At 70.1% G+C, this 23,715-nt stretch carries 20 protein-coding genes; 10 read left to right on the forward strand and 10 right to left on the reverse strand.

Going from position 1 to position 23,715, the window contains the following annotated elements; translation table 11 throughout:
- The first annotated feature begins 347 nt into the window (after positions 1-347).
- On the forward strand, positions 348-923 hold the full coding sequence (gene dcd / locus ACZ39I_RS22175) for a dCTP deaminase (RefSeq protein ID WP_352387564.1): 576 nt from the start codon (positions 348-350) through the stop codon (positions 921-923).
- Positions 920-1,423 (forward strand): phosphoribosyltransferase, encoded by a 504-nt coding sequence (locus tag ACZ39I_RS22180; protein WP_467246047.1) that lies wholly within the window; start codon positions 920-922, stop codon positions 1,421-1,423. The genes dcd and ACZ39I_RS22180 overlap by 4 nt, the downstream gene beginning before the upstream one ends.
- A gap of 36 nt (positions 1,424-1,459) precedes the next feature.
- Here ACZ39I_RS22180 and ACZ39I_RS22185 read toward each other — a convergent pair whose 3' ends face one another.
- The 3 genes from ACZ39I_RS22185 to ACZ39I_RS22195 form a co-directional block, all read right to left on the reverse strand.
- Positions 1,460-2,425 carry a Yip1 family protein gene (locus ACZ39I_RS22185; protein WP_467246048.1) on the reverse strand — a complete coding sequence of 322 codons (966 nt, stop codon included), beginning with the start codon at positions 2,423-2,425 and terminating at the stop codon, positions 1,460-1,462.
- Between the two features lie 59 nt (positions 2,426-2,484).
- A complete protein-coding gene (locus ACZ39I_RS22190; RefSeq protein ID WP_467246049.1) occupies positions 2,485-3,903 on the reverse strand; it encodes an FG-GAP and VCBS repeat-containing protein in 1,419 nt (472 codons plus the stop codon).
- A 155-nt stretch (positions 3,904-4,058) separates the two neighbouring features.
- Complete coding sequence (locus tag ACZ39I_RS22195) at positions 4,059-5,324, reverse strand: FG-GAP repeat domain-containing protein (RefSeq protein ID WP_467246050.1); 1,266 nt, start codon at positions 5,322-5,324, stop codon at positions 4,059-4,061.
- Positions 5,325-5,438: 114 nt separating this feature from the next.
- On the opposite strand from ACZ39I_RS22195, the gene ACZ39I_RS22200 reads away from it, so the two are divergent.
- Positions 5,439-5,930, forward strand: a complete 492-nt coding sequence (locus ACZ39I_RS22200; protein ID WP_467246051.1) for a nucleotidyltransferase domain-containing protein — start codon at positions 5,439-5,441, stop codon at positions 5,928-5,930.
- 141 nt (positions 5,931-6,071) lie between these two features.
- Here the strand turns inward: ACZ39I_RS22200 and ACZ39I_RS22205 are convergent, their stop codons facing one another.
- The gene (locus ACZ39I_RS22205) at positions 6,072-8,354 is read right to left on the reverse strand and encodes a (Fe-S)-binding protein (protein ID WP_467246052.1); all 2,283 of its coding nucleotides are present in this window, start codon (positions 8,352-8,354) and stop codon (positions 6,072-6,074) included.
- A 216-nt stretch (positions 8,355-8,570) separates the two neighbouring features.
- Between ACZ39I_RS22205 and ACZ39I_RS22210 the strand changes: the two genes are divergently transcribed.
- The 5 genes from ACZ39I_RS22210 to ACZ39I_RS22230 all read left to right on the forward strand — a co-directional run bounded on the left by ACZ39I_RS22210 (position 8,571) and on the right by ACZ39I_RS22230 (position 13,861).
- On the forward strand, positions 8,571-9,590 hold the full coding sequence (locus tag ACZ39I_RS22210; RefSeq protein WP_467246053.1) for an MraY family glycosyltransferase: 1,020 nt from the start codon (positions 8,571-8,573) through the stop codon (positions 9,588-9,590).
- Positions 9,591-9,684: 94 nt separating this feature from the next.
- Positions 9,685-11,529 carry a molecular chaperone DnaK gene (dnaK, locus tag ACZ39I_RS22215; protein ID WP_352387576.1) on the forward strand — a complete coding sequence of 615 codons (1,845 nt, stop codon included), beginning with the start codon at positions 9,685-9,687 and terminating at the stop codon, positions 11,527-11,529.
- Positions 11,526-12,182, forward strand: a complete 657-nt coding sequence (gene grpE, locus ACZ39I_RS22220) for a nucleotide exchange factor GrpE (protein WP_451472962.1) — start codon at positions 11,526-11,528, stop codon at positions 12,180-12,182. Before dnaK ends, grpE begins: the two co-directional genes overlap by 4 nt.
- Before the next feature lie 45 nt (positions 12,183-12,227).
- Positions 12,228-13,409: a molecular chaperone DnaJ gene (gene dnaJ / locus ACZ39I_RS22225; protein ID WP_467246054.1), complete on the forward strand. Its 1,182-nt coding sequence runs from the start codon at positions 12,228-12,230 to the stop codon at positions 13,407-13,409.
- A 5-nt stretch (positions 13,410-13,414) separates the two neighbouring features.
- Positions 13,415-13,861, forward strand: coding sequence for a heat shock protein transcriptional repressor HspR (locus ACZ39I_RS22230; RefSeq protein WP_352387581.1), 447 nt, complete (start codon positions 13,415-13,417; stop codon positions 13,859-13,861).
- A gap of 74 nt (positions 13,862-13,935) precedes the next feature.
- Here ACZ39I_RS22230 and ACZ39I_RS22235 read toward each other — a convergent pair whose 3' ends face one another.
- The gene (locus ACZ39I_RS22235; protein WP_467246055.1) at positions 13,936-15,585 is read right to left on the reverse strand and encodes a fibronectin type III domain-containing protein; all 1,650 of its coding nucleotides are present in this window, start codon (positions 15,583-15,585) and stop codon (positions 13,936-13,938) included.
- Between the two features lie 240 nt (positions 15,586-15,825).
- Here ACZ39I_RS22235 and ACZ39I_RS22240 point away from each other — a divergent pair, with 240 nt between their 5' ends.
- Entirely contained in the window at positions 15,826-16,929 is a 1,104-nt protein-coding gene (locus tag ACZ39I_RS22240; protein WP_467246056.1) for a sugar ABC transporter substrate-binding protein, read from the forward strand.
- A 32-nt stretch (positions 16,930-16,961) separates the two neighbouring features.
- Here ACZ39I_RS22240 and ACZ39I_RS22245 read toward each other — a convergent pair whose 3' ends face one another.
- The 3 genes from ACZ39I_RS22245 to ACZ39I_RS22255 are packed head-to-tail and all read right to left on the reverse strand — an operon-like array spanning position 16,962 to position 20,277.
- Positions 16,962-17,804, reverse strand: coding sequence for a transglutaminase family protein (locus ACZ39I_RS22245; protein ID WP_467246057.1), 843 nt, complete (start codon positions 17,802-17,804; stop codon positions 16,962-16,964).
- Between the two features lie 2 nt (positions 17,805-17,806).
- Entirely contained in the window at positions 17,807-18,739 is a 933-nt protein-coding gene (locus ACZ39I_RS22250) for an alpha-E domain-containing protein (RefSeq protein WP_393602510.1), read from the reverse strand.
- The gene (locus ACZ39I_RS22255; protein ID WP_467246058.1) at positions 18,736-20,277 is read right to left on the reverse strand and encodes a circularly permuted type 2 ATP-grasp protein; all 1,542 of its coding nucleotides are present in this window, start codon (positions 20,275-20,277) and stop codon (positions 18,736-18,738) included. Before ACZ39I_RS22255 ends, ACZ39I_RS22250 begins: the two co-directional genes overlap by 4 nt.
- A gap of 331 nt (positions 20,278-20,608) precedes the next feature.
- On the opposite strand from ACZ39I_RS22255, the gene ACZ39I_RS22260 reads away from it, so the two are divergent.
- Positions 20,609-21,637, forward strand: coding sequence for a helix-turn-helix transcriptional regulator (locus ACZ39I_RS22260; protein ID WP_467246059.1), 1,029 nt, complete (start codon positions 20,609-20,611; stop codon positions 21,635-21,637).
- Here the strand turns inward: ACZ39I_RS22260 and ACZ39I_RS22265 are convergent.
- Together ACZ39I_RS22265 and ACZ39I_RS22270 are read right to left on the reverse strand one after the other, a co-directional pair.
- Positions 21,600-22,574: a helix-turn-helix transcriptional regulator gene (locus ACZ39I_RS22265; protein ID WP_467246060.1), complete on the reverse strand. Its 975-nt coding sequence runs from the start codon at positions 22,572-22,574 to the stop codon at positions 21,600-21,602. The two genes, ACZ39I_RS22260 and ACZ39I_RS22265, sit on opposite strands and share 38 nt — an antisense overlap.
- Complete coding sequence (locus ACZ39I_RS22270) at positions 22,571-23,611, reverse strand: helix-turn-helix transcriptional regulator (protein WP_467246061.1); 1,041 nt, start codon at positions 23,609-23,611, stop codon at positions 22,571-22,573. The genes ACZ39I_RS22265 and ACZ39I_RS22270 overlap by 4 nt, the downstream gene beginning before the upstream one ends.
- Positions 23,612-23,715 lie beyond the last annotated feature (104 nt).

Consider the following 23,715-nt stretch of genomic DNA (forward strand, 5'->3'; position numbering starts at 1 on the left):
GGGGCCGGGCGGGGTCGGAGTGCCGCCTGGAGGACCGTCCCGTCCATCCCGTAATGTGGCTTTTGTCGTCAGGCGAGTAGTAGCCAGACGCGGCTCTTGGGGAAGGGACTCTAGGACTTGATGGAGCGCACCGTCGTCCGTTGTGCCGATGGGCACGTGTTCAGCACCGCTTCGTTCCCGATGCAGCAGGCCGAGCGCCTCGGCCCCGGACGGCTCGTCCGGTGTCCTCGCTGTGCCCGGCTTCGCAGCGTCGTTCCGGTGACCTTGGAGAAGCACTGAAGATCAGGTACCAGGCGCGCGGACCGTCCGATGGTGGTCGGTCCGCGCGCCTTGCGTATCCTCGGGGCGTGCTTCTCTCAGACAAGGACATCCGGGCCGAGATCGACGCCGGACGGGTACGGATCGATCCCTACGACGAATCCATGGTGCAGCCGTCCAGTGTCGACGTACGGCTGGACCGTTACTTCCGGGTGTTCGAGAACCACCGGTACCCGCACATCGACCCCTCCATCGAGCAGGCCGATCTGACGCGGCTCGTGGAGCCGGAGGGGGACGAGCCGTTCATCCTCCACCCCGGGGAGTTCGTCCTCGCCTCCACGTACGAGGTCATCACGCTCCCCGACGACCTCGCCTCCCGCCTCGAGGGCAAGTCCTCCCTCGGCCGGCTCGGACTCGTCACCCACTCCACCGCCGGCTTCATCGACCCCGGCTTCAGCGGACACGTGACCCTGGAGCTGTCGAACCTCGCCACGCTTCCCATCAAGCTCTGGCCGGGCATGAAGATCGGTCAGCTGTGTCTGTTCAAGCTCTCGTCGCCGGCCGAGTTCCCCTACGGCAGTGAGCGCTACGGCTCCCGCTACCAGGGCCAGCGCGGCCCGACCGCCTCCCGCTCCTTCCTCAACTTCCACCGGACCCAGGTATGAGCAGCGCAGACGTGCGGGAGAACCTCACCTACGAGGAGTTCGGCACCGCGGTCCGCGAGCTCGCGCAGACCATCGCCGACGACGGCTACGAGCCCGACGTCGTGCTCTCCATCGCCCGCGGCGGAGTCTTCGTGGCCGGCGGCCTCGCGTACGCCCTCGACTGCAAGAACATCCACCTGGTGAACGTCGAGTTCTACACCGGCGTCGGGACCACCCTGGAGATGCCGGTCATGCTGGCCCCGGTCCCCAGCCTCATCGACTTCTCCGACAAGAAGGTCCTCATCACCGACGACGTCGCCGACACCGGCAAGACGCTCAAGCTGGTGCGCGACTTCTGCCTCGACGCCGTTGCCGAGGTCCGCTCGGCGGTCATCTACGAGAAGTCGCAGTCCCTGGTGAAGTGCGAGTACGTCTGGAAGCGCACGGACGACTGGATCAACTTTCCGTGGTCCGTCCAGCCGCCCGTGGTCCGGCGTACGGGGCAGGTTCTCGACGCCTGAGTGGCGTCCGTCGTAGCGGAAGAACCGCCGAAGAACCTAGAACGTCCCCAGCTTCACGATCGACAGCAGTGCGATCAGCTGGATCGCCGACGCGCCCAGCGCCTTCGGCCAGGGGAGGTCGTGGGACCTGGACACCATCAGGGTGAGCAGGGCGCCAGCCGCCACCCAGGTCGCCCAGCCCAGGAGCTGGACGAAGGACGCGTCGCCGCCGAAGAACATGGCCACGATCAGACGGGGCGCGTCGGTCAGGGACATGATCAGCATGGAGAGGCCGACCGTGGGCTGCCACGCTCCGTCGCCGCCGAGCTGGCGGGCCAGGGCGTGGGTGACGACGCCCAGGACGAACGCCGACAGGACCATGGCGACGGCCGTGATCAGGACGATGGGGATCGCGTTCGACAGGGTGGCGTTGATCGCGTCCTTGCGGGCGCCCTCGAAGCCGAAGACCGCGAGCAGGCCGTAGAGGAAGGTCACGACGAGGGCCGGGCCCCACATCGTGTAGTCCCGCATCTGGAGGAAGGTCTGCCGGGGGGAGAGCAGGATGCCCTTCAGGAGTTCCTTCCAGTGCAGGCGGGGGCCCACAGGGCCGGCCGGGGCCGAGCCCGCGCGGTAGGTGCCGCCCTGGTTGTAGGGGTCGTCACCGACCGAGAACGCCTGGGTGTGGCCCGGGTTGTTCGCCGCGTACGGGTCATGGCCGCCCTGCGGGTGCGGGGCACCACCGGGACCCGCGCCGTCGCCGAAGTACTCCGGCTCGTCGTAGCCCCCGCCGCCGCCCTGGGTCCACTGGCCCGGGTGGGGCTGGGGCGCGGGGGGATAGCCGTACGGCTGTCCCTGGGGCGCCTGCTGCCCGTACGGAGGTTGTTGCGGTCGCGCGTGAGGAGCGCCGTTGTCCCGGCCGCGTCCGATCCTGAATCCAGCCACGTCTTCGAACGTACCTGGTCCTGGAGAGTGACGGGCGCGGCCGGGCGTTTCGGGGACGGCTTTGCTGCCGAGCTGTGACATCCCCTAAGGGAGTTCTCAGCCATCCCCTACGGGGCTCCCGCTCTCCGGGGCGAGGTCCGTCAGTCGGCCAGTGCGGCGCCGAAGAAGGCGCGGCTGCCCATGCCCAGACCGCCCACGGTCAGCGTGGTCGAGCCGGTGCCCGTCGGGCCGGAGGCGGTGCCGGGGAAGAGGTGCAGCCGGCCGATCTCCGGTGCGACGGCCACCAGTTCGGCACGGCCGTCACGGTTGTAGTCACGCAGCAGGACCGAGGCGCCGAACCAGGAGTCGCCTTCGTCGGCCGGGCGCTGGAAGCCGGCCGTGGTGTAGTCGACCTGGCGGGCGTTCGTGCCGGTGAGCCCGGACTTCCCGCCACGCAGGACGGTGACGGCGCCCGCGCGCCAGAACTCGCTGCCGAGCGTCTCCGACGGGGCCCCCACCGCGAGGTCCGGGTAGCCGTCGCCGTTGGTGTCCCCGGCCGAGACGTCGAAGCCGAAGTCGTCGCCGGTCTCGCGCACCCCCGGCACACCCGCGGTGTTCTGGGTGATCGACCTGACCGAACCGCTGAAGCCGGTGGAGCTGCCCTTGAGGAGGTGGACCGCCTCGCCCGTGCCTCCGCGGGCGGCTCCGACGGCCAGGTCGCCGTATCCGTCCTTGTCGAAGTCGGCGATCGTGGCGCCCGCGGCGTAGGAGAGGTCGGCTCCGCCCGGGATCGGCAGGTTGTACTTCCTGGGAGGAGCGGCCGGGCCGCTCCCGCCGCCGCGGTAGAACCAGACACGGTTGTGGTCGGTGTCCCAGTCGTCGCCGATCACCGCGAAGTCCGCGGTGCCGTCCTTGGTGACCTTGCCGGAGACGACCAGCGCGGGCCTGATGTCCTCGCCGTCGACCGGGTCGAGGTTGGTGGCCTTGCCGCGGGAGCCGGACCTGGTGAACGGGCCGCGCAGGAACCAGACGTAGTTGTCGCCGACCGAGACCACGTCCACCCTGCCGTCGGCGTTGAAGTCGCCGACGGCCACGTCCTTGGCGAAGCTGTCCGTGCCGCCCGGGATCGCGTACGCGCTGCCGCCGCTCAGGCCCGTCCTCGAGCCCCACAGGATCGTGAAGGTGCCGCGGTGGGAGGAGTCCACGCCCTCGTTGGGGGCGGTGGTGACGACGTCCGCGTAGCCGTCCTTGTTCACGTCGGCCGTGGTGATCTTGGCACCGAAGAAGTCCTTGGTCTCCGCCGCTCCCTCGACGCCCGGGCTGTTCTGGGTGACGACCGTGCGCCTGGTGAAGTCCAGCCCCTTCGACGTGCCCCACACGACCACCACCGCGCCCGCCTCCTTCTTTCCGCCGGCCGTGGCGGTGCGGTCACCGAGGGCGAGGTCGCGGTAGCCGTCACCGTTGAAGTCGTCCGCGTACTTCGCGGCCGCCGCGCCCGCCGGGGCGGTGAGGGCGAGCGGGCTCAGACCTGCGGCGAGGAGGGCGGCGGACAGGAGGACGGGCCGGATACGGGGGGTCAAGAGGGCTCCATGGGGGGCGTTCGGTGATGCCGGGATCGCACGGTGTCGCGATCAGCACATCTCCGATCGCGATCACTAGACCTCCCACAAGGGGTAGGGGTTGTAGGGGAGTTCGGCGATACCCCGGCGACACCTCCCTGATGCTCCCGGCGAGGTCAGGGGCTCAGGAACGCCGACGTGGAGAACGTGACGGCCGGTTCGGCGCTCATGAGCCCCTTCCTCGCGCCGGAGAACACCGCGACGGTGTCCTTCGTCTCGCTCCGGTACGTCCGCACGGCGAGGTCCGCGCGCCCGTCGCCGTCGAAGTCGCCGACCGCGACGACCCGGGTGGAGCCGGTGGCGGGGGGTTTGACGACGACCGTCGCCTTGGTGGACGGGCCCGTCGTACGGCCCTGGAAGACGCGCAGGCGTGAGCCGCTGGAGACCAGTTCGCTCAGGCCGTCGCCGTCGAAGTCGGCGGCGTCCAGGACCGAGCCGGGGGAGGACAGGGAGCCCTTCGCCCCGGTCGGGAGGTCGTAGCGCAGTGACGTTCCTCCCATGGCGCCGACCGCCGCGTCCAGGGCCTTGCCGCGGCCGAAGGAGCCGAGGGTCACGTCGATGCCGGAGGGCAGGACGGCTCCGGTGCGGGTGGGGCCCGCCGGGCCGCCGAGGACCACGGCGGAGGGGCCGGTGCCCTGGGTCGTACGGACGATCAGGTCGTCGTAGCCGTCGCGGTCGACGTCGGCGGCCGGGCCCGTGGGGACCTCGCCGGGCGACCGGATCGGGGCGCCGGCGGCGCTGGGGGCACCCTCGCGGGTGAACGGACCGCGCAGGTAGGTGAGATGGCCGCCGGTCGCGTGCAGGACCAGGTCCTTCGCGCCGTCGCCGTCGAAGTCGCCGCAGACCGGCTGGTCGGGCCAGTCGTTGCCGACGCGGGCGGCGGGCGGGACGGTGAGGTGAACGGCCTTGCCGGTCAGGCCGGCCGGGGAGCCGAAGAGGATCTGGAGCGGGACCGGGGGTTGGCCCTGGCCGTCGTAGGGCGGGTCGGTGGAGACGACGAGGTCCGTGAAGCCGTCCTTGTCCAGGTCGCAGGTGGCCTCCGCGTCGAACAGGGCGGGGAGTTGGCCGTCGGTGGCCGCGCCCTGCCGGGCCGGGGCGATCAACTGCCGGGCGCCCGGGGCGAGTCCGCGCTCGCTGCCGTAGACGATCCCGATGCCGGGGTCGTCGGCGTGGGCCTGCTCCTTGACCAGGTCGCCCAGGACGAGGTCGCGGTGTCCGTCGCCGTTGAAGTCGTCCGGGGTCCTGCTGCCCTTGCCCTTCGGGACGGGGAGTCGGGCCGGGGCGTCGGCGTTCCGTACCGGGGTGCGGTCCGCGGATCCGGTGTGCGGGGTGGGACCGCAGGCGGCCAGGAGGAGGGCGCCACACAGGGCCGCCGTACCCACAACACCTCTACGCCCGCGCACCGTTCACCTCGTCAGCATCGTTGACAACGACCCCGGCAATGATGCACGTGTTCGACAGGTGGCGACAGCCCCGTACGGCCCTGGAGGCATGTGGTGGACGCGGACGCGGTGTTGCACATCCTGGACCTGTTGCGGCGGGCCGGGGCGGAGGTCTGGGTCGGAGGCGGGTGGGGGATCGACGCGCTGGTCGGTGAGCAGACCCGGGACCATCGCGACCTGGACCTGATGCACCGGCGGGAACAGGAGCCCGCCGTGGTGGCGGCCCTGGCAGGCGCGGGCTTCGTGGAGAGCCTCGACCTGCGGCCGGTGCGGTTCGTGGTCACCGATCCCGGCGGACGGGAGGTCGATCTGCACCCGCTGGTCTTCGCCGGGGACGGTTCCGCCGTGCAGGCTTCGGGGGAGCCGGAGCGGCCCTTCGCGTACCCGGCCGCCGGCTTCGTGACCGGGAGCATCGGCGGGACGGCCGTTCCGTGTCTGTCCGCCGAGCAGCAGGTCTACTTCCACCAGGGGTACGAGCCCTCGGAGCGTGACCGGCACGACATGGCTCAGCTGCGGCGGGTCTTCGGGACCGCCACCCACTTCTGAGCGGAGGCCGGTTCTGAGTGGAGACCCCTTCTGAGCAGGGACCGCTTCTGAGCGGAGACCGCAAAGACGCCGAGACCCCAAAGACGCGGCGCCCCCGGGCCCGGTGGGACCCGAGGGCGCCGAACAGCACCGTCGTGAGCGCTACTTCACCGGCTCCGGCTCCGGCTCGCTCTCCGCCTCCGCCGCGTCCTGCGGGTCGCCCGGGGTCTTCACGGACTGCAGCAGCAGCTGGGCGACGTCGACGACCTGGATCGACTCCTTCGCCTTGCCGTCGTTTTTCTTGCCGTTGACCGAGTCGGTGAGCATGACCAGGCAGAACGGGCAGGCCGTCGAGACGATGTCGGGGTTGAGGGAGAGGGCTTCGTCGACGCGCTCGTTGTTGATGCGCTTGCCGATCCGCTCCTCCATCCACATCCGCGCGCCACCCGCGCCACAGCAGAAGCCGCGCTCCTTGTGGCGGTGCATCTCCTCGTTGCGCAGGCCCGGGACACCCGCGATGATCTCGCGCGGGGGCGTGTAGATCTTGTTGTGGCGGCCCAGGTAGCAGGGGTCGTGGTAGGTGATGATGCCCTCGACCGGCGTGACCGGGACCAGCTTGCCCTCGTCCACCAGGTGCTGGAGCAGCTGGGTGTGGTGGATGACCTCGTAGTCGCCGCCGAGCTGTGGGTACTCGTTGCCGATCGTGTTCAGGCAGTGCGGGCAGGTCGCGACGATCTTCTTCGCGGACTTCGGCTTGGCGGACTCCGGGACCACCTTGCCGTCGTCGTCCAGCTCCTCGCCGAACGCCATGTTCAGTGCCATGACGTTCTCCATGCCGAGCTCCTGGAACAGGGGCTCGTTGCCGAGGCGGCGGGCGGAGTCGCCGGTGCACTTCTCGTCGCCGCCCATGATCGCGAACTTGACGCCCGCGATGTGGAGGAGTTCGGCGAACGCCTTCGTGGTCTTCTTGGCGCGGTCCTCGAGGGCGCCCGCGCAGCCGACCCAGTACAGGTACTCGACCTCGGTGAGGTCCTCGATGTCCTGGCCGACGACCGGGACCTCGAACTCGACCTCCTTGAGCCACTCCAGGCGCTGCTTCTTCGCCAGGCCCCAGGGGTTGCCCTTCTTCTCCAGGTTCTTGAGCATCGTGCCCGCCTCGGAGGGGAAGGCCGATTCGATCATGACCTGGTAGCGGCGCATGTCGACGATGTGGTCGACGTGCTCGATGTCCACCGGGCACTGCTCGACACAGGCGCCGCAGGTGGTGCAGGACCACAGGACGTCCGGGTCGATGACGCCGTTCTCCTCGGCGGTGCCGATCAGCGGACGCTCGGCCTCGGCGAGAGCCGCCGCGGGGACGTCCTTCAGCTGCTCCTCGGACGCCTTCTCCTCGCCCTCCATCGTCTTGCCGCCGCCGGCCAGCAGGTACGGGGCCTTGGCGTGCGCGTGGTCGCGCAGGGACATGATCAGGAGCTTGGGGGAGAGCGGCTTGCCGGTGTTCCACGCGGGGCACTGCGACTGGCAGCGGCCGCACTCGGTGCAGGTGGAGAAGTCCAGCAGGCCCTTCCAGGAGAACTGCTCGACCTGGGAGACGCCGAAGACGTCGTCGTCACCGGGGTCGGTGAAGTCGATCGGCTTGCCGCCGCTCGTCATCGGCTGGAGACCGCCGAGGGCCGTCTCACCGGTCGCGTTGCGCTTGAACCAGATGTTCGGGAAGGCCAGGAAGCGGTGCCAGGCCACACCCATGTTGATGTTGAGCGAGACGACGATCATCCACACGAAGGACGTGCCGATCTTGATCGTCGCGACGAGGTAGACGAGGTTCTGCAGCGCGGAGACGCTCAGGCCCTTGAAGGCCAGGACCAGCGGGTACGAGGCGAAGTACCCGGCCTCGTAGCCGTCCACGTGGTGCAGCGCGCCCTCCAGGCCGCGCAGCACGTAGATGGCGAGGCCGATGGTGAGGATGACGTACTCGACGAAGTACGCCTGACCCGCCTTGGAACCCGCGAAGCGGGACTTGCGGCCGGGACGGGAGGGCAGGCTCAGCAGGCGGATCACGATGAGCGCGGCGATGCCGAGCACGGTCATGACACCGATGAACTCGATGTACATCTCGAACGGCAGGAACTCACCGATGACCGGCAGCACCCAGTCGGCCTTGAAGAGCTGGCCGAACGCCTGCGCGAGGGTGGGCGGCAGGGTCAGGAAGCCGACGGCCACGAACCAGTGGGCGAAGCCGACGATGCCCCACCGGTTCATCCGGGTGTGGCCGAGGAACTCCTTCACCAGCGTCACGCTGCGTGCGTAGGGGTTGTCGGTCCTGCTTCCGGCGGGCACCGGCTGGCCCAGCTTGAAGTACCGGACGAACTGGCCGATGGCGCGTGCGAGCAGTGCCACGCCGACCACGGTCAGGACCAGCGACACGATGATCGCGGCGAGTTGCATTTCGGGGCTCCTCGGGCCTGCGAGGGGTCTACGAGAGGTCCGCGAGGACGGAATCTCGTCATTACTAAGCGGTAACTTATGCAGTCCGTCTGAGACTACCCCCATCCTCCGCCGCACTGTAGCCGGGCACGCAGTGATCTGAATCGCTGAGGGTTACCTTAAAACCCGATCGTGTTATTCGTGATGAATTGGTACATACGGCGCTAATTTAGGCTCGTGCTCTACGGGATCCTTGCCGCCACCTCCGCCCTGCTCCTCGCCGCCGTGCTCACCGCCGTGCTGCGGGTGGCCGCCCTGCGCCTCGGGATCGTCGACCGGCGATGGCGACGGCCGATGCCGCTGTCCGGAGGTGTGGCGATGGTGGCGGCCACCTGTGGCGTGGCGTTCGTCGGGGACTGGCGGGGCGTGACCCCGCTCGGGCCCGACGTCGGACGGCTGCTCGTCGCGGGCGCCGGCGTGGCCCTCCTCGGGCTCGTCGCCGACGTACGGCGGGTCAAGGCACGGTTCCTCGTGGGCGGTACGGCCGTGGCGGCGGCGTGTGTCGTGCCGTACGAGGAGACGGGGGTGGCCGCAGGCCTCCTCGCGGCCGGCTGGATCGTTTTCGTCGCCCTCGGGTTCAAGGCGCTGGACCACGCCGACGGGCTCGCCGGGACCGTCGGGGTCGTCACCGCCTTCGGGGCGGGGGCCTGTGCGGCGGCCGAGGTGATGGACGGGCTCGCCGTGCTGCTGAGCGTGCTGGCCGCCGCGCTGACCGGGTTCCTGATGCACAACTGGCATCCCGCGCGCGCGGGACTCGGCGCGTGCGGGGCGCTGTTCACCGGGTTCGTGCTCGCGTCCGCGGCCGTGACGACCCGCGCGGGGCAGGAACTCGGCTCCGGCGCGGGGGTGTTGTTCGCGCTGACGGCCGTGGTGAGCGCCGACGTCGTGCTCGTCGTCCTGGCCCGGCTGCTGTCCGGGCGGCCGCTGCTGCGTGCCGCCCCCGACCATCTCGCCCACCGGCTGCGGCGGCTCGGGCTCACTCCGCAGGGCGCGTCCGTCGTGCTGGGTGTCGCGGCCTTCGGCGGGGTACTCGTCGCGGTCCTGGTGCACCTCGGGTGGATCGCCGCGACCGGCGCCCTCTGGGTGGCCGGGGGCGCCCTGATCGTCGTACTCGCACTCCTTCGTGTGAAGTCCGGCAGTGCACCTCGTCCGGTATCGACGCAGGTCAGAGCCCAGTTGCGTGTAAGGAACGGATAAGAGTTGAGTCTGGACGACTCAGGTCTGTTGACCGAGCCGGAGCTGTCGTGCACACTTGAGTCTGTTCCACTCAAGTCAGCTGGAGGAATCAACCATGGCACGTGCGGTCGGCATCGACCTGGGCACGACTAACTCCGTCGTCAGCGTTCTCGAAGGCGGCGAGCCCACCGTCATCACCAACGCCGAGGGTGCCAGGACCACGCCGTCCGTCGTCGCCTTCGCGAAGAACGGCGAAGTGCTGGTCGGCGAGGTGGCCAAGCGCCAGGCGGTCACCAACGTGGACCGGACCATCCGTTCGGTGAAGCGTCACATGGGCACCGACTGGAAGATGGAGCTGGACGGGAAGCCCTTCAACCCGCAGCAGATCTCCGCCTTCATCCTCCAGAAGCTGAAGCGGGACGCCGAGTCCTACCTGGGCGAGAAGGTGACCGACGCGGTCATCACCGTCCCGGCGTACTTCAACGACTCCGAGCGTCAGGCGACCAAGGAGGCCGGCGAGATCGCGGGCCTGAACGTCCTGCGCATCGTCAACGAGCCCACCGCGGCCGCGCTCGCGTACGGCCTCGACAAGGACGACCAGACGATCCTCGTCTTCGACCTCGGTGGCGGCACCTTCGACGTGTCCCTGCTGGAGATCGGCGACGGCGTCGTCGAGGTGAAGGCCACCAACGGTGACAACCACCTCGGTGGTGACGACTGGGACCAGCGCGTCGTCGACTACCTGGTGCAGCAGTTCAAGTCCGGTCACGGCGTGGACCTCGCCAAGGACAAGATGGCGCTGCAGCGTCTGCGTGAGGCCGCCGAGAAGGCGAAGATCGAGCTGTCCTCCTCGACGGAGACCTCGATCAACCTGCCCTACATCACCGCCTCTGCCGAGGGCCCGCTGCACCTGGACGAGAAGCTCACCCGGGCTCAGTTCCAGCAGCTGACCGCGGACCTCCTGGAGCGCTGCAAGACCCCGTTCTTCAACGTCATGAAGGACGCCGGCGTCTCCATCAACGAGATCGACCACGTCGTCCTCGTCGGTGGCTCCACCCGTATGCCCGCCGTCGCCGAGCTCGTCAAGGAGCTCACCGGCGGCAAGGACGCCAACAAGGGCGTCAACCCGGACGAGGTCGTCGCCATCGGCGCCGCCCTGCAGGCCGGTGTGCTCAAGGGTGAGGTCAAGGACGTCCTGCTCCTCGACGTGACCCCGCTGTCCCTCGGTATCGAGACCAAGGGCGGCATCATGACCAAGCTCATCGAGCGGAACACGACGATCCCGACCAAGCGGTCCGAGATCTTCACCACCGCCGAGGACAACCAGCCGTCCGTGCAGATCCAGGTCTACCAGGGCGAGCGCGAGATCGCGGCGTACAACAAGAAGCTCGGGATGTTCGAGCTGACCGGTCTGCCGCCGGCCCCGCGCGGTGTCCCGCAGATCGAGGTCGCCTTCGACATCGACGCCAACGGCATCATGCACGTGACCGCGAAGGACCTGGGCACGGGCAAGGAGCAGAAGATGACCGTCACCGGCGGCTCCTCGCTGCCGAAGGACGAGGTCGACCGGATGCGCCAGGAGGCCGAGCAGTACGCGGAGGAGGACCACCGCCGCCGCGAGGCCGCCGAGACCCGCAACCAGGGCGAGCAGCTCGTCTACCAGACGGAGAAGTTCCTCAAGGACAACGAGGACAAGGTCCCCGGTGAGGTCAAGACCGAGGTCGAGTCCGCCGTCGAGGAGCTGAAGGCCGCGCTCAAGGGCGAGGACACCGCGGAGATCCGCACCGCGACCGAGAAGGTCGCCGCGGTCTCCCAGAAGGTCGGCCAGGCCATGTACGCCGACGCCCAGGCCGGAGCGGCCGCCGGCGGCGAGGACGCCGGTGCCTCCGAGGCCAAGGCGGACGACGACGTCGTGGACGCCGAGATCGTGGACGACGAGCGCAAGGACGGTGCCGCGTGACGGAGGAGACCCCGGGCTTCGACGAGAAGCCCGACGTCCCCTCCGGCGCCACCCCCGACGACGCCGAGCCGAAGGCCGCCGACCCCTCTTCGGAGGCGGGGGCGGCCCCGGCCGGGGACGCAACAGCGCAGATCGCCGGCCTGACGGCCCAGCTGGACCAGTCGCGCAAGGCGCTCGACGAGCGCACCGCGGACCTCCAGCGGCTCCAGGCCGAGTTCCAGAACTACCGCCGCCGCGTGGAGCGGGACCGGATCACGGTCAAGGAGATCGCCATCGCGAACCTCCTGACCGAACTCCTGCCCGTGCTCGACGACATCGGCCGCGCACGCGAACACGGTGAACTCGTCGGCGGCTTCAAGGGCGTCGGGGAATCGCTGGAGACCGTCGCGGCGAAGCTGGGTCTGCAGCAGTTCGGCAAGGAGGGCGAGCCCTTCGACCCGACGATCCACGAGGCCCTGATGCACAGTTACGCACCCGACGTCACCGAGACGACGTGCGTGGCGATTCTGCAGCCTGGGTATCGCATCGGCGAGCGCACCATCCGCCCCGCGCGGGTGGCCGTGGCCGAGCCGCAGCCGGGCGCGCAGACGGTCAAGGCCGAGGACGGGTCCGAGGCCGGCGACGACAAGGACAACGGCCCTGAGGAGGGCTGAGGTCGAAGAGAACGATCGGGACACCGGAAAGGGGGCACGTCGAGGATGAGCACCAAGGACTTCATCGAGAAGGACTACTACAAGGTCCTCGGCGTCCCCAAGGACGCCACCGAGGCCGAGATCAAGAAGGCGTACCGGAAGCTCGCCCGCGAGTTCCACCCGGACGCCAACAAGGGCAACACCAAGGCCGAGGAGCGCTTCAAGGAGATCTCCGAGGCGAACGACGTCCTCGGTGACCCCAAGAAGCGCAAGGAGTACGACGAGGCCCGCGCCCTGTTCGGCAACGGCGGCTTCCGCCCGGGGCCGGGCGGCGCGGGCGGCTCCTTCAACTTCGACCTGGGCGACCTCTTCGGAGGCGGCGCCCAGGGCGGGGCCCAGGGAGCCGGCGGCTTCGGCGGCGGACTCGGAGACGTCTTCGGAGGCCTGTTCAACCGGGGCAGCTCCGGAACTACGCGCGTCCAGCCCAGGCGCGGCCAGGACATCGACACCGAGGTCAGCCTCAGCTTCACCGAGGCGATCGAGGGTGCGACGGTCCCGCTCAGGATGTCCTCGCAGGCCCCCTGCAAGGCATGCTCGGGCACCGGCGACGCCAACGGCAACCCGCGCGTGTGCCCGACCTGCGTGGGCACCGGCCAGGTGGCGAGGGGCTCCGGCGGAGGGTTCTCCCTCACGGACCCCTGCCCGGACTGCAAGGGCCGCGGCCTGATCGCGGAGAACCCCTGCGAGATCTGCAAGGGCTCCGGGCGGGCCAAGTCCTCCCGCACCATGCAGGTCCGTATCCCGGCGGGCGTGTCCGACGGGCAGCGGATCCGGCTGCGCGGAAAGGGGGCGCCCGGTGAACGCGGCGGCCCCGCGGGCGACTTGTACGTCACCGTGCACGTCGCTGAGCACCCCGTCTTCGGCCGCAAGGGCGACAACCTCACGGTGACGGTCCCGGTGACCTTCTCGGAGGCGGCGCTCGGCGGCGAGGTCAAGGTGCCGACGCTGGGCGGCCCCTCGGTGACCCTGAAACTGCCCCCGGGCACGCCCAACGGCCGCACCATGCGGGCGCGGGGCAAGGGCGCGGTCCGCAAGGACGGCACCCGGGGCGATCTGCTGGTCACCGTCGAGGTGAGTGTCCCGACCGAGCTGTCGGGGAAGGCTCGTGACGCGCTGGAGGCGTATCGCGAGGCGACCGTGGGTGAGGATCCACGGGCGGAGCTGTTCCAGGCCGCGAAGGGAGCATGATCTAGATGGACGGTCGTCGACGCAACCCGTATGAACTGACCGAGGAGACCCCGGTCTACGTCATCTCGGTGGCGGCCCAGCTGTCCGGACTGCACCCGCAGACGCTGCGCCAGTACGACCGTCTGGGGCTGGTGTCTCCGGACCGCACCGCCGGCCGGGGCCGGCGCTACTCGGCCCGGGACATCGAACTGCTGCGCCAGGTGCAGCAGTTGTCGCAGGACGAGGGCGTCAACCTGGCGGGCATCAAGCGCATCATCGAGCTGGAGAACCAGGTCGCGGCGCTGCAGTCCCGGGTGGCCGAGCTCCAGGCGGCTGTCGAAGGGGCCGCGGCGGCCATGCAGCAGCGTGAGGCGGCGGTGCACGCGTCGTACCGCCGTGACCTGGTGCCGTACCAGGAGGTGCAGCAGACCAGCGCGCTGGTGGTGTGGCGGCCGAAGAAGGCCAGGGACTAGGCACAGCACGAAGAAGGGGCCCGGAGATCTCTCCGGGCCCCTTCTTCGTGCGCCGTCAGCGGCTGTGGGGTGTGTCAACGGCCGCTGAAGAACTCCACCGAGGCGCTCTGTGTGCCCTGGCGGCCGTAGGCGTCCACGGCGTACACCTCGGCGACGCAGGGGCCGTTCCAGGGGGCCGTCCAGGAGAGGGCGCCGGTGGTGGAGAACCGGATGCCGCTGTCGCCGCAGGCGCCCGAGATCTCCCAGGAGTACCCCTTCAGGACGCGTCCCTCGTCACCCGCGCCGGGGGCCGCCGTGACCTGGACGGGGGCGCGCGCCGGCACCCCCTCCGTGACCAGGGTCAGCTTCGGCGCGGCCGGGCCGGTCGCGGTGGCCGGGGTGAGCCGGTCGACGGTGACCTCGGCGGAGGGCACCGAGTCGGCGTCCTGGGCGTCGACGGCGGCCACGTAGTAGGAGGCCTTGCCCTGCGGGGCGGAGGTGTCCTCGTACGACGTTCCCGCAGCGCTGCCCAGCAGGCTCCAGGCGCCGTTGACCGAGGTACGCCGGTAGACGCTGTAGCCGGTGGCGCCGTCGGCCGCGGTCCACGCGAGCGTGGTGGACGCGTCGGCGGGTGTGCCGGTGGCTCCGGTCGGGGCGGGCACCGCCGAGGCGACGGGACGGGTGACGGTGGCCGGGTCGGAGACCGGCGCGAAGTTCCCGGCCGTGTCGACGGCCTGCACCCTGTACGCGTACGCCGTCCCGGCGTCCGCCGTCACGTCCGTCCAGGAGGTCCCCCAGACCGGCTGGGGCCCGTCGGGGTCGGACAGTCCCACAGGCGCGCCCCACACCTCGTAGTGGTCGACGTCCTTGGACGAGGACGCCTGCCACGTGACGGAGTTGCCCGCCGTGGTGCCCAGCGCGGTCACCCCGGTCGCCGCGGCCGGGCCGGTGCGGTCAACCGTGGTCACGGCCTGGTCGGCGGTGCCGCCGGACTCGTTGCCGGCCTTGTCGTAGGCGCGAACCTCGTAGTAGTACGTGTCGCCGGTCACCGGCAGGGCGGTGTCGGTGTACGAGGTGGAGGTGGTCGTGCCGAGGGGCTTGGTGCCGAAGGAGGTCCCCTTCAGCCGCCGGTAGACCCGGTAGCCGGCGAGGTCCATCTCCTTGTTCTTCGCCCAGGTGAGTTTGGCTGTGCCGGTGGCCTTGTCGTAGGAGACCGAAGGGGCCGTCGGGGCCAGGGGCTTGACCTTGTCGACGTCGGCGGAGGTGCGGGGCGTGTAGGTGACCTTGACCTTGGCGGCGCCGGTCCAGTTGACGTAGTCGATCCGCAGGGTGTGTTTGCCGGAGGGGATCGTCACGTTGGCGGTCTTGTTGACCGTGGTGGAGACGTTCTTCCACAGGTCGATCTTGCGGACGCCGTCGAGGTAGACGCGGATGCCGTCCAGGCCGGTGGCGCCGAGCGCGAAGGGGCCGCCGGAGCCGAAGTCGCGGGTCACGGTCCAGCGGACACCGAAGTTGTCCTTGGGCAGGCCGGAGACGGGGGCGCCGCTCCAGCTCTGGTCGATCGCGGTGTCGCAGTCCGTTTTCTTCGGGGTGCCGGACAGGCTCGTGTTCGCGTAGAACTGGCGCTGGAACACGGGCGAGGCACACGACACGGCCGCCGAGGCGGGGGCCGCCGTCAGGGAGACGAGGGTGCCGGCGGTGGCGAGGACGACGGCGGCTGCGGTCGTCCGGCTGGCTGACTTCATTCGGTCCTCTGGTCGTACGGGGAACAGCAGTTGTGCGGCTGCTGTGATCACGACTCGCGAGGTGTGAAGTTGGTTGTACTAGTGTTCGCGCCAAGTCTTCACACCATCGGCGGAGAGTGGCGTTGCGCACTCGTTAAGTGATTCCGCTTGACGTCGATGGGCGGCCCCGCGTTGGCTTTTCAGACACATGGGCCGCAATGCCGCGCCCGCGTCCTGAAAGCACCAGAAGTGAGCAGCCCCATGCGTCGTATCGCCATAGCCGTGGCCGCGTCCACGATGACCCTCTCGCTGGCCGCCTGTGGCGCGCTCGGCGCCGCGAGCGGGAGCGAGGCGAGCCCGACCAAGGGCAACGACATCACCGTGGGTGTGCTCATGCCGGAGAAGACGAACACCCGCTACGAGGAGTTCGACTACCCGATCATCCAGAAGAAGGTCGCCCAGCTCACCAACAAGCAGGGCAAGACCGTCTACGCCAACGGCGAGGCCAACGCCAAGAAGCAGGCCGGGCAGATGCAGCAGATGATCGACCAGAAGGTCGACGTCATCCTGCTGGACGCCGTGGACTCGCACGCCATCGCGGGCATGGTGCAGAAGGCCAAGGACGCGGGCATTCCGGTCATCGCCTACGACCGTCTCGCCGAGGGCCCGATCGACGGGTACGTCTCCTTCGACAACGAGCTCGTCGGCGAGGTGCAGGGCCGCTCCCTCATCGAGGCGATCGGCTCCGGCATCGACACCTCCGACAAGATCGTGATGATCAACGGCTCGCCGTCCGACCCGAACGCCGGGCAGTTCAAGGCGGGCGCGATGTCCGAGCTCAACGGCAAGGTGACGATCTCCAAGACGTACGACGTCGACGGCTGGAAGCCCGAGACCGCGCAGAAGGACATGGCCGAGGCGATCAGCGCGATCGGCAAGGGCAACATCAAGGCCGTGTACTCCGCCAACGACGCCATGGCCGGCGCCGCCATCCAGGCGATGGGGGACGCGGGCATGAGCAAGCTCCCGCCCATCACGGGCCAGGACGCGGAGCTGTCCGCGGTGCAGCGGATCGTCGCGGGCGAGCAGTACATGAGCGTCTACAAGCCGTACCCGGACGAGGCCGAGGCCGCCGCCGAGATGGCTGTGACGAAGGTCCAGGGCAAGGGCATCCAGTTCGACGCCCTCGCCTCGGACAGCGTCGACAGCCCCACCGACAAGGACATCCCGGCCCAGCTCGTCCAGGTCGTCGCGCTGACGAAGGACAACATCAAGAGCACGGTCGTCAAGGACGGCATCTACACCGTCAAGGACATCTGCACCTCGGCCTACAAGAGCGCCTGCGCGGCGGCGGGCCTGCAGTAACCGGCCCGGCCCCTCCCCGCCCCTCCCGGAGTTCACGCCACCCGCGTGAACTCCACCGTCACCTCCGGCGGTGCCCCCGGCACCCCCCGGTAGATCCCCTTGTGCGGGGTCACGTCGTCGTAGTCCCGGCCCCGGCCCACCACCACGTGGGACTCGTCGGCCCGGACCCGGTTGGTGGGGTCGTAGCCGCACCACTCGCCCGCCCAGTACTCGACCCAGGCGTGGCTCTGTCCCGCGACCGGCCGGTGCAGCTCCGCGTCCCGTTCGGGATGCAGATAGCCGGAGACGTACCGCGTCGGCAGGCCCACGCCCCGCAGCAGCGCGAGGGTGACGTGGGCGATGTCCTGGCAGACCCCGGCACCCTGCTCCCAGGCCTCGGCGGCGGAGGTGTTCACGCCCGTGGTGCCGGGCAGATAGGAGACCCGGTCGGCGACGAGGTCGGACACGGCGACCGCCGTCCCGTGGACGTCGAGGCCGGCCGCGAGCTCCCGTGCCTTGTCGACCAGTGCGGCCGGGACGGTCGTCCGGACCGTCGGGTCGAGGAACTCCAACAGGCGTGAGTCCGCGGTCTGCCGGGCGAGCTCGGCCCAGGCGGGCGGCACGGGAAGCGGGCCCGCCGGGTGGGTCTCGACCAGGCTGGAGGCCGTGATGGTGAGATGGCCGTGCGGGTCCATCAGGTCGAAGCCGGTGACCTGGGTGCCCCAGTAGTCCCAGTACGACCAGATGGGCGTGGCCGGGCTGACGGTGACCCGGGAGTCCAGGGTGGTCTGGGCGGGCAGGGTCAGCGGGGTCATGCGGACCTCGTTGTGGGACGAGGCGACGGGCTGGGCGTACGAGACGTGCGTGACGTGCTTGATCCGGAGGCGGCTGGTCATGCTCACGCTCCTTCCTGGGCCCATTCGACGGGCCCCTGGTACGGGAAGAACCGCTCCGCCACCGCCTCCGCGGCAGCCATACAGGCGCTCTGCAAGTCCCCCAGCAGCAGCGGGAGTTGTTCCTCCAGAGCGTGCAGGTCGAGGTATTCGAGGCGGGTGCGCATCCGGCCGATGGGGCGGCGCGCGGGGTCCTGGCGGGGGCGGCCGAGCGCGGTCAGGCACTCCTCCGCCGTCGTCAGGGCGTGCAGCGCGGAGCGCGGGAAGTCCCGGTCCAGGAGCAGGAATTCGGCCACGCGCGGGGTGTCGCCGAAGCCGCCGTACACACGCGCGTACGCCTCGTCGGCGCCCGACGCGCTCAGCAGGGTCGGCCAGTCGGGCGCGTGGGCCGCGTCCAGGACCCGGACCGACAGCAGCCGCACGGTCATGTCCACCCGCTCCAGACTCCGGCCGAGCACCACGAAACGCCAGCTGTCGTCGCGGCTCATGGTGGAGTCGGCGAGCCCGAAGAAGAGGGCCGCGCGCCGCCGTACGAGTTCCAGATAGGCGTAGGGGCCGGTACGGCGGGCCGCGAGGCGCTGGTCGGCCAGGGCGTGCCAGGTGGAGTTCAGGCACTCCCACATCTCCGAGGAGACGGCCTCACGGGCGCTCCTGGCATTGAGCCGGGCCGCGCCGAGCGCACCCTCGATGGAGCAGGTGGAGCGGGCGTCGAAGGCGAGCTGGTCGAGGACCTGCTGCATGTCGACCCGGGGGCCGCCCGCGTCGACCCCGAGGATCGCGTACAGCGACCGGCAGGCCAGGTCCTCGTCGCGCCAGGGGTCCTCGAGGAGGCGGTGCAGATAGGCGTCGAGGATCCGGCCGGTGTTGTCGGCCCGCTCGACGTACCGGCCGGTCCAGGTCAGTGCCTCGGCTATCCGGGAGAGGATCACGTCGTTCACTGCTGTCCCCCTTCCTGTACGACGGTGGGAGTGCCGTCGGGACCGTGCTGACGTGGGGCGATGTCCAGGCGGGCGGTTCCGTTCGCGGGCGTGGGCGGTTCCGCGGGGCCCTCGGCGAGCACCCAGGTGTCCTTGGAGCCGCCGCCCTGGCTGGAGTTGACGATCAGGTTGCCCTCCTGGAGGGCGACCCGGGTCAGGCCGCCCGGCAGGACCCAGATGTCGTTGCCGTCGTTGACGGCGAAGGGGCGCAGGTCGATGTGGCGGGGGGCCATGCGTTCGCCCGCGAGGGTGGGGGAGGTGGACAGGGCGACCGGGCGCTGGGCGATGAAGCCGCGGGGGTTCTCGGCCACGGCCTTGCGAGTCCTCTCCAGCGTTTCGCGGTCGGCCTTCGGCCCGATGACGATGCCCTGCCCGCCGGCCCCGTCGACGGGCTTCACGACGAGCTGGTCGAGCTGGTCGAGGACGGCCTCGAGCTGGCCGGGTTCGTCGGGCCGGAAGGACTCCACATTGGGGAGAATCGGTTCTTCGGAGAGGTAGTAGCGGATCAGGTCCGGCACGTAGGTGTAGAGCAGCTTGTCGTCCGCGATGCCGTTGCCGACCGCGTTGGCGAGGGTGACATGACCCGCCATGGCCGCGCCGAGGATGCCCGGGCAGCCGATCACCGAGTCGGGGCGGAAGTGGAGCGGGTCGAGGAAGTCGTCGTCCAGGCGCCGGTATACGACGTGGACGGGCACCTCTCCGCGGGTCGTGCGCATCCACACCCGGTTGCCCCGGCACACCAGGTCGTGCCCCTCCACCAGCTGCACGCCCATCAGCCTCGCGAGCAGGGCGTGTTCGAAGTAGGCGGCGTTGCTGGGGCCGGGGGTGAGGACCACGACCCGGGCGTCCTGGACGCCGTCGGGCGCGGCCGCGCGCAGGGCGGCGAGCAGCTTCTGCGCGTAACCGTCGACGGGGACCACGTGCTGCTCGGCGAAGAGGGACGGGAAGACCCGGGTCATGGCGCGCCGGTTCTCGATGACGTACGACACGCCGCTGGGAACCCGGACGTTGTCCTCCAGGACCCGGAAGTCGCCCTGCTCGTCCCGGACCAGGTCGATGCCTGCGACATGGATGCGCACGCCGCCCACGGGTTCGAGCCCGTGCGCGGCCCGGTGGAAGTGCGGGGAGTTCAGCAGCAGCCGCCAGGGCACGACCCCGTCCTCGAAGGCGCGGGCGGGCCCGTAGGCGTCCGCGAGGTAGGCCTCCAGGGCCCGGACCCGCTGGCTCACCCCGCGGCGCACGAGATCCCATTCCAGGGCGTCGAGGATCCGGGGCACGAGGTCCAGCGGCCAGGGCCGCTCCTCGCCCGCGAAGGCGTAGGTCACGCCCCGGTCGGTGAACGCCCGGGCCATCTGGTCGGCCCGGAACCTGAGTTCACTCGGCTCGATCGGCTGGAGCGCGGCCAGTACCGGCTCGTAGGCGGTCCTGACCTCGCCCGGCCGCTCGAACATCTCGTCCCACGCGTCGGCCAACGCGTATGCGTCAAATATGTCCGCCATGACCTGACGTTAAGTGCGGCACGTAACGGGGTGATCACTGCGCGGTTTCCGGCAGTTGACGCGCGGAGCGGACGGTTCCGGCCGGGGGCGAAGGGCCTTGGCGAGACACTCGTGAGGGTGGCCGCGTCACCGTCAGCTTGTTGCAGAAGAGCGGGCGGAGGGCCGTAGGTAACGGGGTATACCGGCTGTTTTCCCCGCCCCTGACCCGAGGAGCCGTGTTGCGGAGCCGGTCCGGGCCGCGCATAGTTGCTCCGCCGAGGGGGCTTCGACGCTCCGCTGGGGAAACAGGACAAGAGGGCGGTAGACGCTGGAACCGGGGGTGGGATGGGCAATGACCGGGCTCGGGACGGACGACCATCCACACGGTGCTGACCGGCTGTGCGAGGCCGGGGACCGGGTGTACTCCCGGGCCGTACGGCGCGGCCGCGTGCCCCGCGCCGACGCCGGGCCGGTGCCCTGTCTGCTGGAGCTGGCCCTGCTCCACCCGGACCCCGACGACATGGACTGGCTGGTGCCGACGGCACCGCAGGAGGTCATGACCCGGCTGCTGCGCGAGGTCCACGACGAGGTCAGCGCGAGCCAGCGGCGGGTGGGCGCGGCGGTCGCGGCGGTGGAGCGGTACGCGGGCCTGGGACCCAGTCTGGTGCCGGGCGCCGGTGAGGGGACCGCGATCCGGGTCCTCGACGGTCTCTCCCGGATCCAGGCCGCGATGGACGAGGCGACCGAGGCGTGCACGACGGAGGTCCTCACGGTCCAGCCCGGCGGCATCCGTCCCGAGCACGAGCTGACGGAGGGCCTGCACCGGGCGCTGGCGCTGCGCGGCCGGGGCGTACGGATGCGGGACCTCTACACCCACGTCGCCCGGCACGGCCAAGGGCTCCTGAACTACCTGGAGTTGATGGGTGGCTCGGTGCAGGCGCGGACACTGGACGAGGTCATCGACCGGCTGATCCTCTTCGACCGCAAGGTCGCCTTCATCCCCGCGAACGCCGACCGCACCCTCGCCCTGGAACTGCGGCACCCGGCGCTGGTGGAGTACCTGGTCACGGTCTTCGAGCGGCTGTGGCGCCTGGCGATCCCCCTCACCGCCCCCCTGCCCGACACCGGCATCGAGGGCATCTCCCATCGCGAGCAGTCCATCGCCGCACTGCTGGCCGAGGGCCACCAGGACGCGGTGATCGCGGAACGGCTGGGGATCAGCGTGCGCACCTGCCGGGCCCATATCGCCCGCCTGTCGGAGACGCTGGGGGCGGCCAGTCGTACGCAACTGGGCGTCCGGATAGCGCAGGTGGGCCTGGACGGCCCCACCGCGGTGCCCCCGATCACGCTTCCCGGTCAAGAATCCCGGACCGTCCGATGAGGTAGCCGAGCTGGGCCCGGCTCTCGCTGCCGAGCGTCGCCGCGAGTTTGGCGATGTGGACGCGGGCGGTGCGGATGTTCATGCCGAGCCGGTCGGCGATGACGGCGTCGGTGTGGCCTTCGATGAGGAGCGCGGCGATGGCGCGCTGGCGGGGCGTGATGCCCTCGGGGGAGGGCGGGTGGACGGCCCGGGGATACATCGGCGTGGCCAGGCGCCACAGGCGGTCGAACGTGGTGGCGAGGAAGTCGGCGATGGCCGGGTGGCGGATCTCCAGGGCGAGCGTGCGGTCCTTGTTGGCGGGGATGAAGGCGACCGCGCGGTCGATCACGATCAGACGCTGGGTGACCTCGTCGAGGGTGCGGGCCTCCACATCGCCCCGCAGCCGCTCGTAGCGGGACAGAATGCTGGGCGCGTGGCGGAGGGTGTGCTGGTAGAGCGCGCGGATACGGCCGCCACGGTCGAGCAGGGCCTGGTCGCGCACGAAGGCCTCGGCGTGGATCCCGGCCGGGGAGTGGGTCTGACTGGTGTGCGGCTGGATGGTGAGGACCTCACCCGAGGAGTCCGCCACGGCCCGGTGAATGGCCTGCCCGATACGGTCGAGACCGCTGAGGACGCTGATGGTGTCCGCGACCGCGGTGGAGCGGCTGTCGATCTCCGCCAGCGACTCGAACACCGCCGCCAGCCGCTCCTCGCGGCGCCGTTCGTCCGCGACGCGGTCCGCCACGCCACGCAGCAGCCGGCGCAGGGCGAAGGCCGGGGCGAGGGGCCGCAGCCACCGCAGGTCCTCGATGTCCGGCTGCAGCAGACCGAGGTCGACGAGACACGGCGCCTCGTCCGCCTCCTTCGCGCTCACCCGCCCTTCGCGCAGCGCACGGGTGTACAGGTGCAGACCCGTCTCGCAGAGTTCTTCGGGCCCGTGGGTGTGCGCCCCGCTCACGGGTGGACGTCTCCCCCCGGCATCGCGTGGTCGGGCTTCAGGATGCCCGACTGGGCGATGAGGAAACCGAGCTGGGCGCGGCTGCCGCTGCCGAGCGCCGTGGCGAGCTTGGCGATGTGGGCCCGGCACGTGCGGACGTTCATCCCCAGCCGCCGGGCGATCGCCTCGTCGACATGGCCCTCCACGAGGAGCTTGGCGATGGAGTGCTGGATGTCCGTGATGCCGTCGGGGGCCGTTTCGTAGGGGGCGCCGGCGTTCAGGGGCACGGCACGGCTCCACATGAACTCGAACACCTTGATCAGGTACCGGACGAGACCGGGGTGACGGAGTTCGAGGGCGACCTGCCGGTCGTCACGGGTGGGGATGAAGGCGACGGTCTCGTCGCAGATGATGAGGCGCTCCACCAGTTCGTCGATGGTGCGGTACTCCGCCTTCCCGTCGGCGAAGTGGTCCACCCAGGCGAGCCTCTCCGGGCTGTACCTGGCCGTGTGCTGGTAGAGGGTCCGGATCCGCACACCGCGCTCCAGGAGCGGTCTGTCGCGCTCCAGCGCCTCCATGAGCCTGGTCTCGGAGCTTCGGCGACCGCTCGGCTGGACCGTGAGCATCTCGGTCTGGCACTGGGCGGTGGCCAGGTCGAGTGCCGCGTTGATGCGGTCGAGGCCCTCCAGCACGGTGATCGAGTGGGTGGAGGTGGTCTCCTGCGCGCTGAGCGCCATGAACGGCTCGAAGACCTCGGTGAGTGCGATCGACAGCCGCCGGTTCTCGCTGATCTCGTGCTCGATGGGGTGCAGGCGCTGCGCCAGGGCGACGGCGGGCGAGACGGGGCGCAGCCAGTTCGCGTCGTCCGGGTCGGGGTGCAGAAGGGCGAATTCCATCAGACACGGAGCGGGCTCGATGTCCGCTCGGAGGATTCGTCCCGTGCGCAGAGCGTTTGCGTAGAGGCGCGTTCCCTCTTCACACAACTCGGTCATCGCATGGGGATGTGTCGCCTTAATCCCATTTGTTGCCAAATCTCCACCCCCCAGGGTCCTGAACATGCAGGAACATGATGCACCGATCGTGTGGCCATGACGTGCCTGAATGAGCCATCGTCTTACTCGACGGGGGAAGAGGGGACCTTCAAGTGAGGACGAAGCCGACT

This window comes from Streptomyces sp. NPDC024687 (genome assembly GCF_055559055.1).

What these genes read in the sequence shown, in the direction of transcription:
- ACZ39I_RS22235 (WP_467246055.1), bottom strand. Translation starts at nt 15,585, where the DNA reads ATGAAGTCAGCCAGCCGGACGACCGCAGCCGCCGTCGTCCTCGCCACC.
- ACZ39I_RS22245 (WP_467246057.1), bottom strand. Translation starts at nt 17,804, where the DNA reads ATGACCAGCCGCCTCCGGATCAAGCACGTCACGCACGTCTCGTACGCC.
- ACZ39I_RS22205 (WP_467246052.1), bottom strand. Translation starts at nt 8,354, where the DNA reads ATGCAACTCGCCGCGATCATCGTGTCGCTGGTCCTGACCGTGGTCGGC.
- ACZ39I_RS22180 (WP_467246047.1), top strand. Translation starts at nt 920, where the DNA reads ATGAGCAGCGCAGACGTGCGGGAGAACCTCACCTACGAGGAGTTCGGC.
- ACZ39I_RS22270 (WP_467246061.1), bottom strand. Translation starts at nt 23,611, where the DNA reads ATGTTCAGGACCCTGGGGGGTGGAGATTTGGCAACAAATGGGATTAAG.
- ACZ39I_RS22255 (WP_467246058.1), bottom strand. Translation starts at nt 20,277, where the DNA reads ATGGCGGACATATTTGACGCATACGCGTTGGCCGACGCGTGGGACGAG.
- dnaK (WP_352387576.1), top strand. Translation starts at nt 9,685, where the DNA reads ATGGCACGTGCGGTCGGCATCGACCTGGGCACGACTAACTCCGTCGTC.
- ACZ39I_RS22230 (WP_352387581.1), top strand. Translation starts at nt 13,415, where the DNA reads ATGGACGGTCGTCGACGCAACCCGTATGAACTGACCGAGGAGACCCCG.
- ACZ39I_RS22240 (WP_467246056.1), top strand. Translation starts at nt 15,826, where the DNA reads ATGCGTCGTATCGCCATAGCCGTGGCCGCGTCCACGATGACCCTCTCG.
- dnaJ (WP_467246054.1), top strand. Translation starts at nt 12,228, where the DNA reads ATGAGCACCAAGGACTTCATCGAGAAGGACTACTACAAGGTCCTCGGC.
- ACZ39I_RS22260 (WP_467246059.1), top strand. Translation starts at nt 20,609, where the DNA reads ATGACCGGGCTCGGGACGGACGACCATCCACACGGTGCTGACCGGCTG.
- ACZ39I_RS22185 (WP_467246048.1), bottom strand. Translation starts at nt 2,425, where the DNA reads ATGTCACAGCTCGGCAGCAAAGCCGTCCCCGAAACGCCCGGCCGCGCC.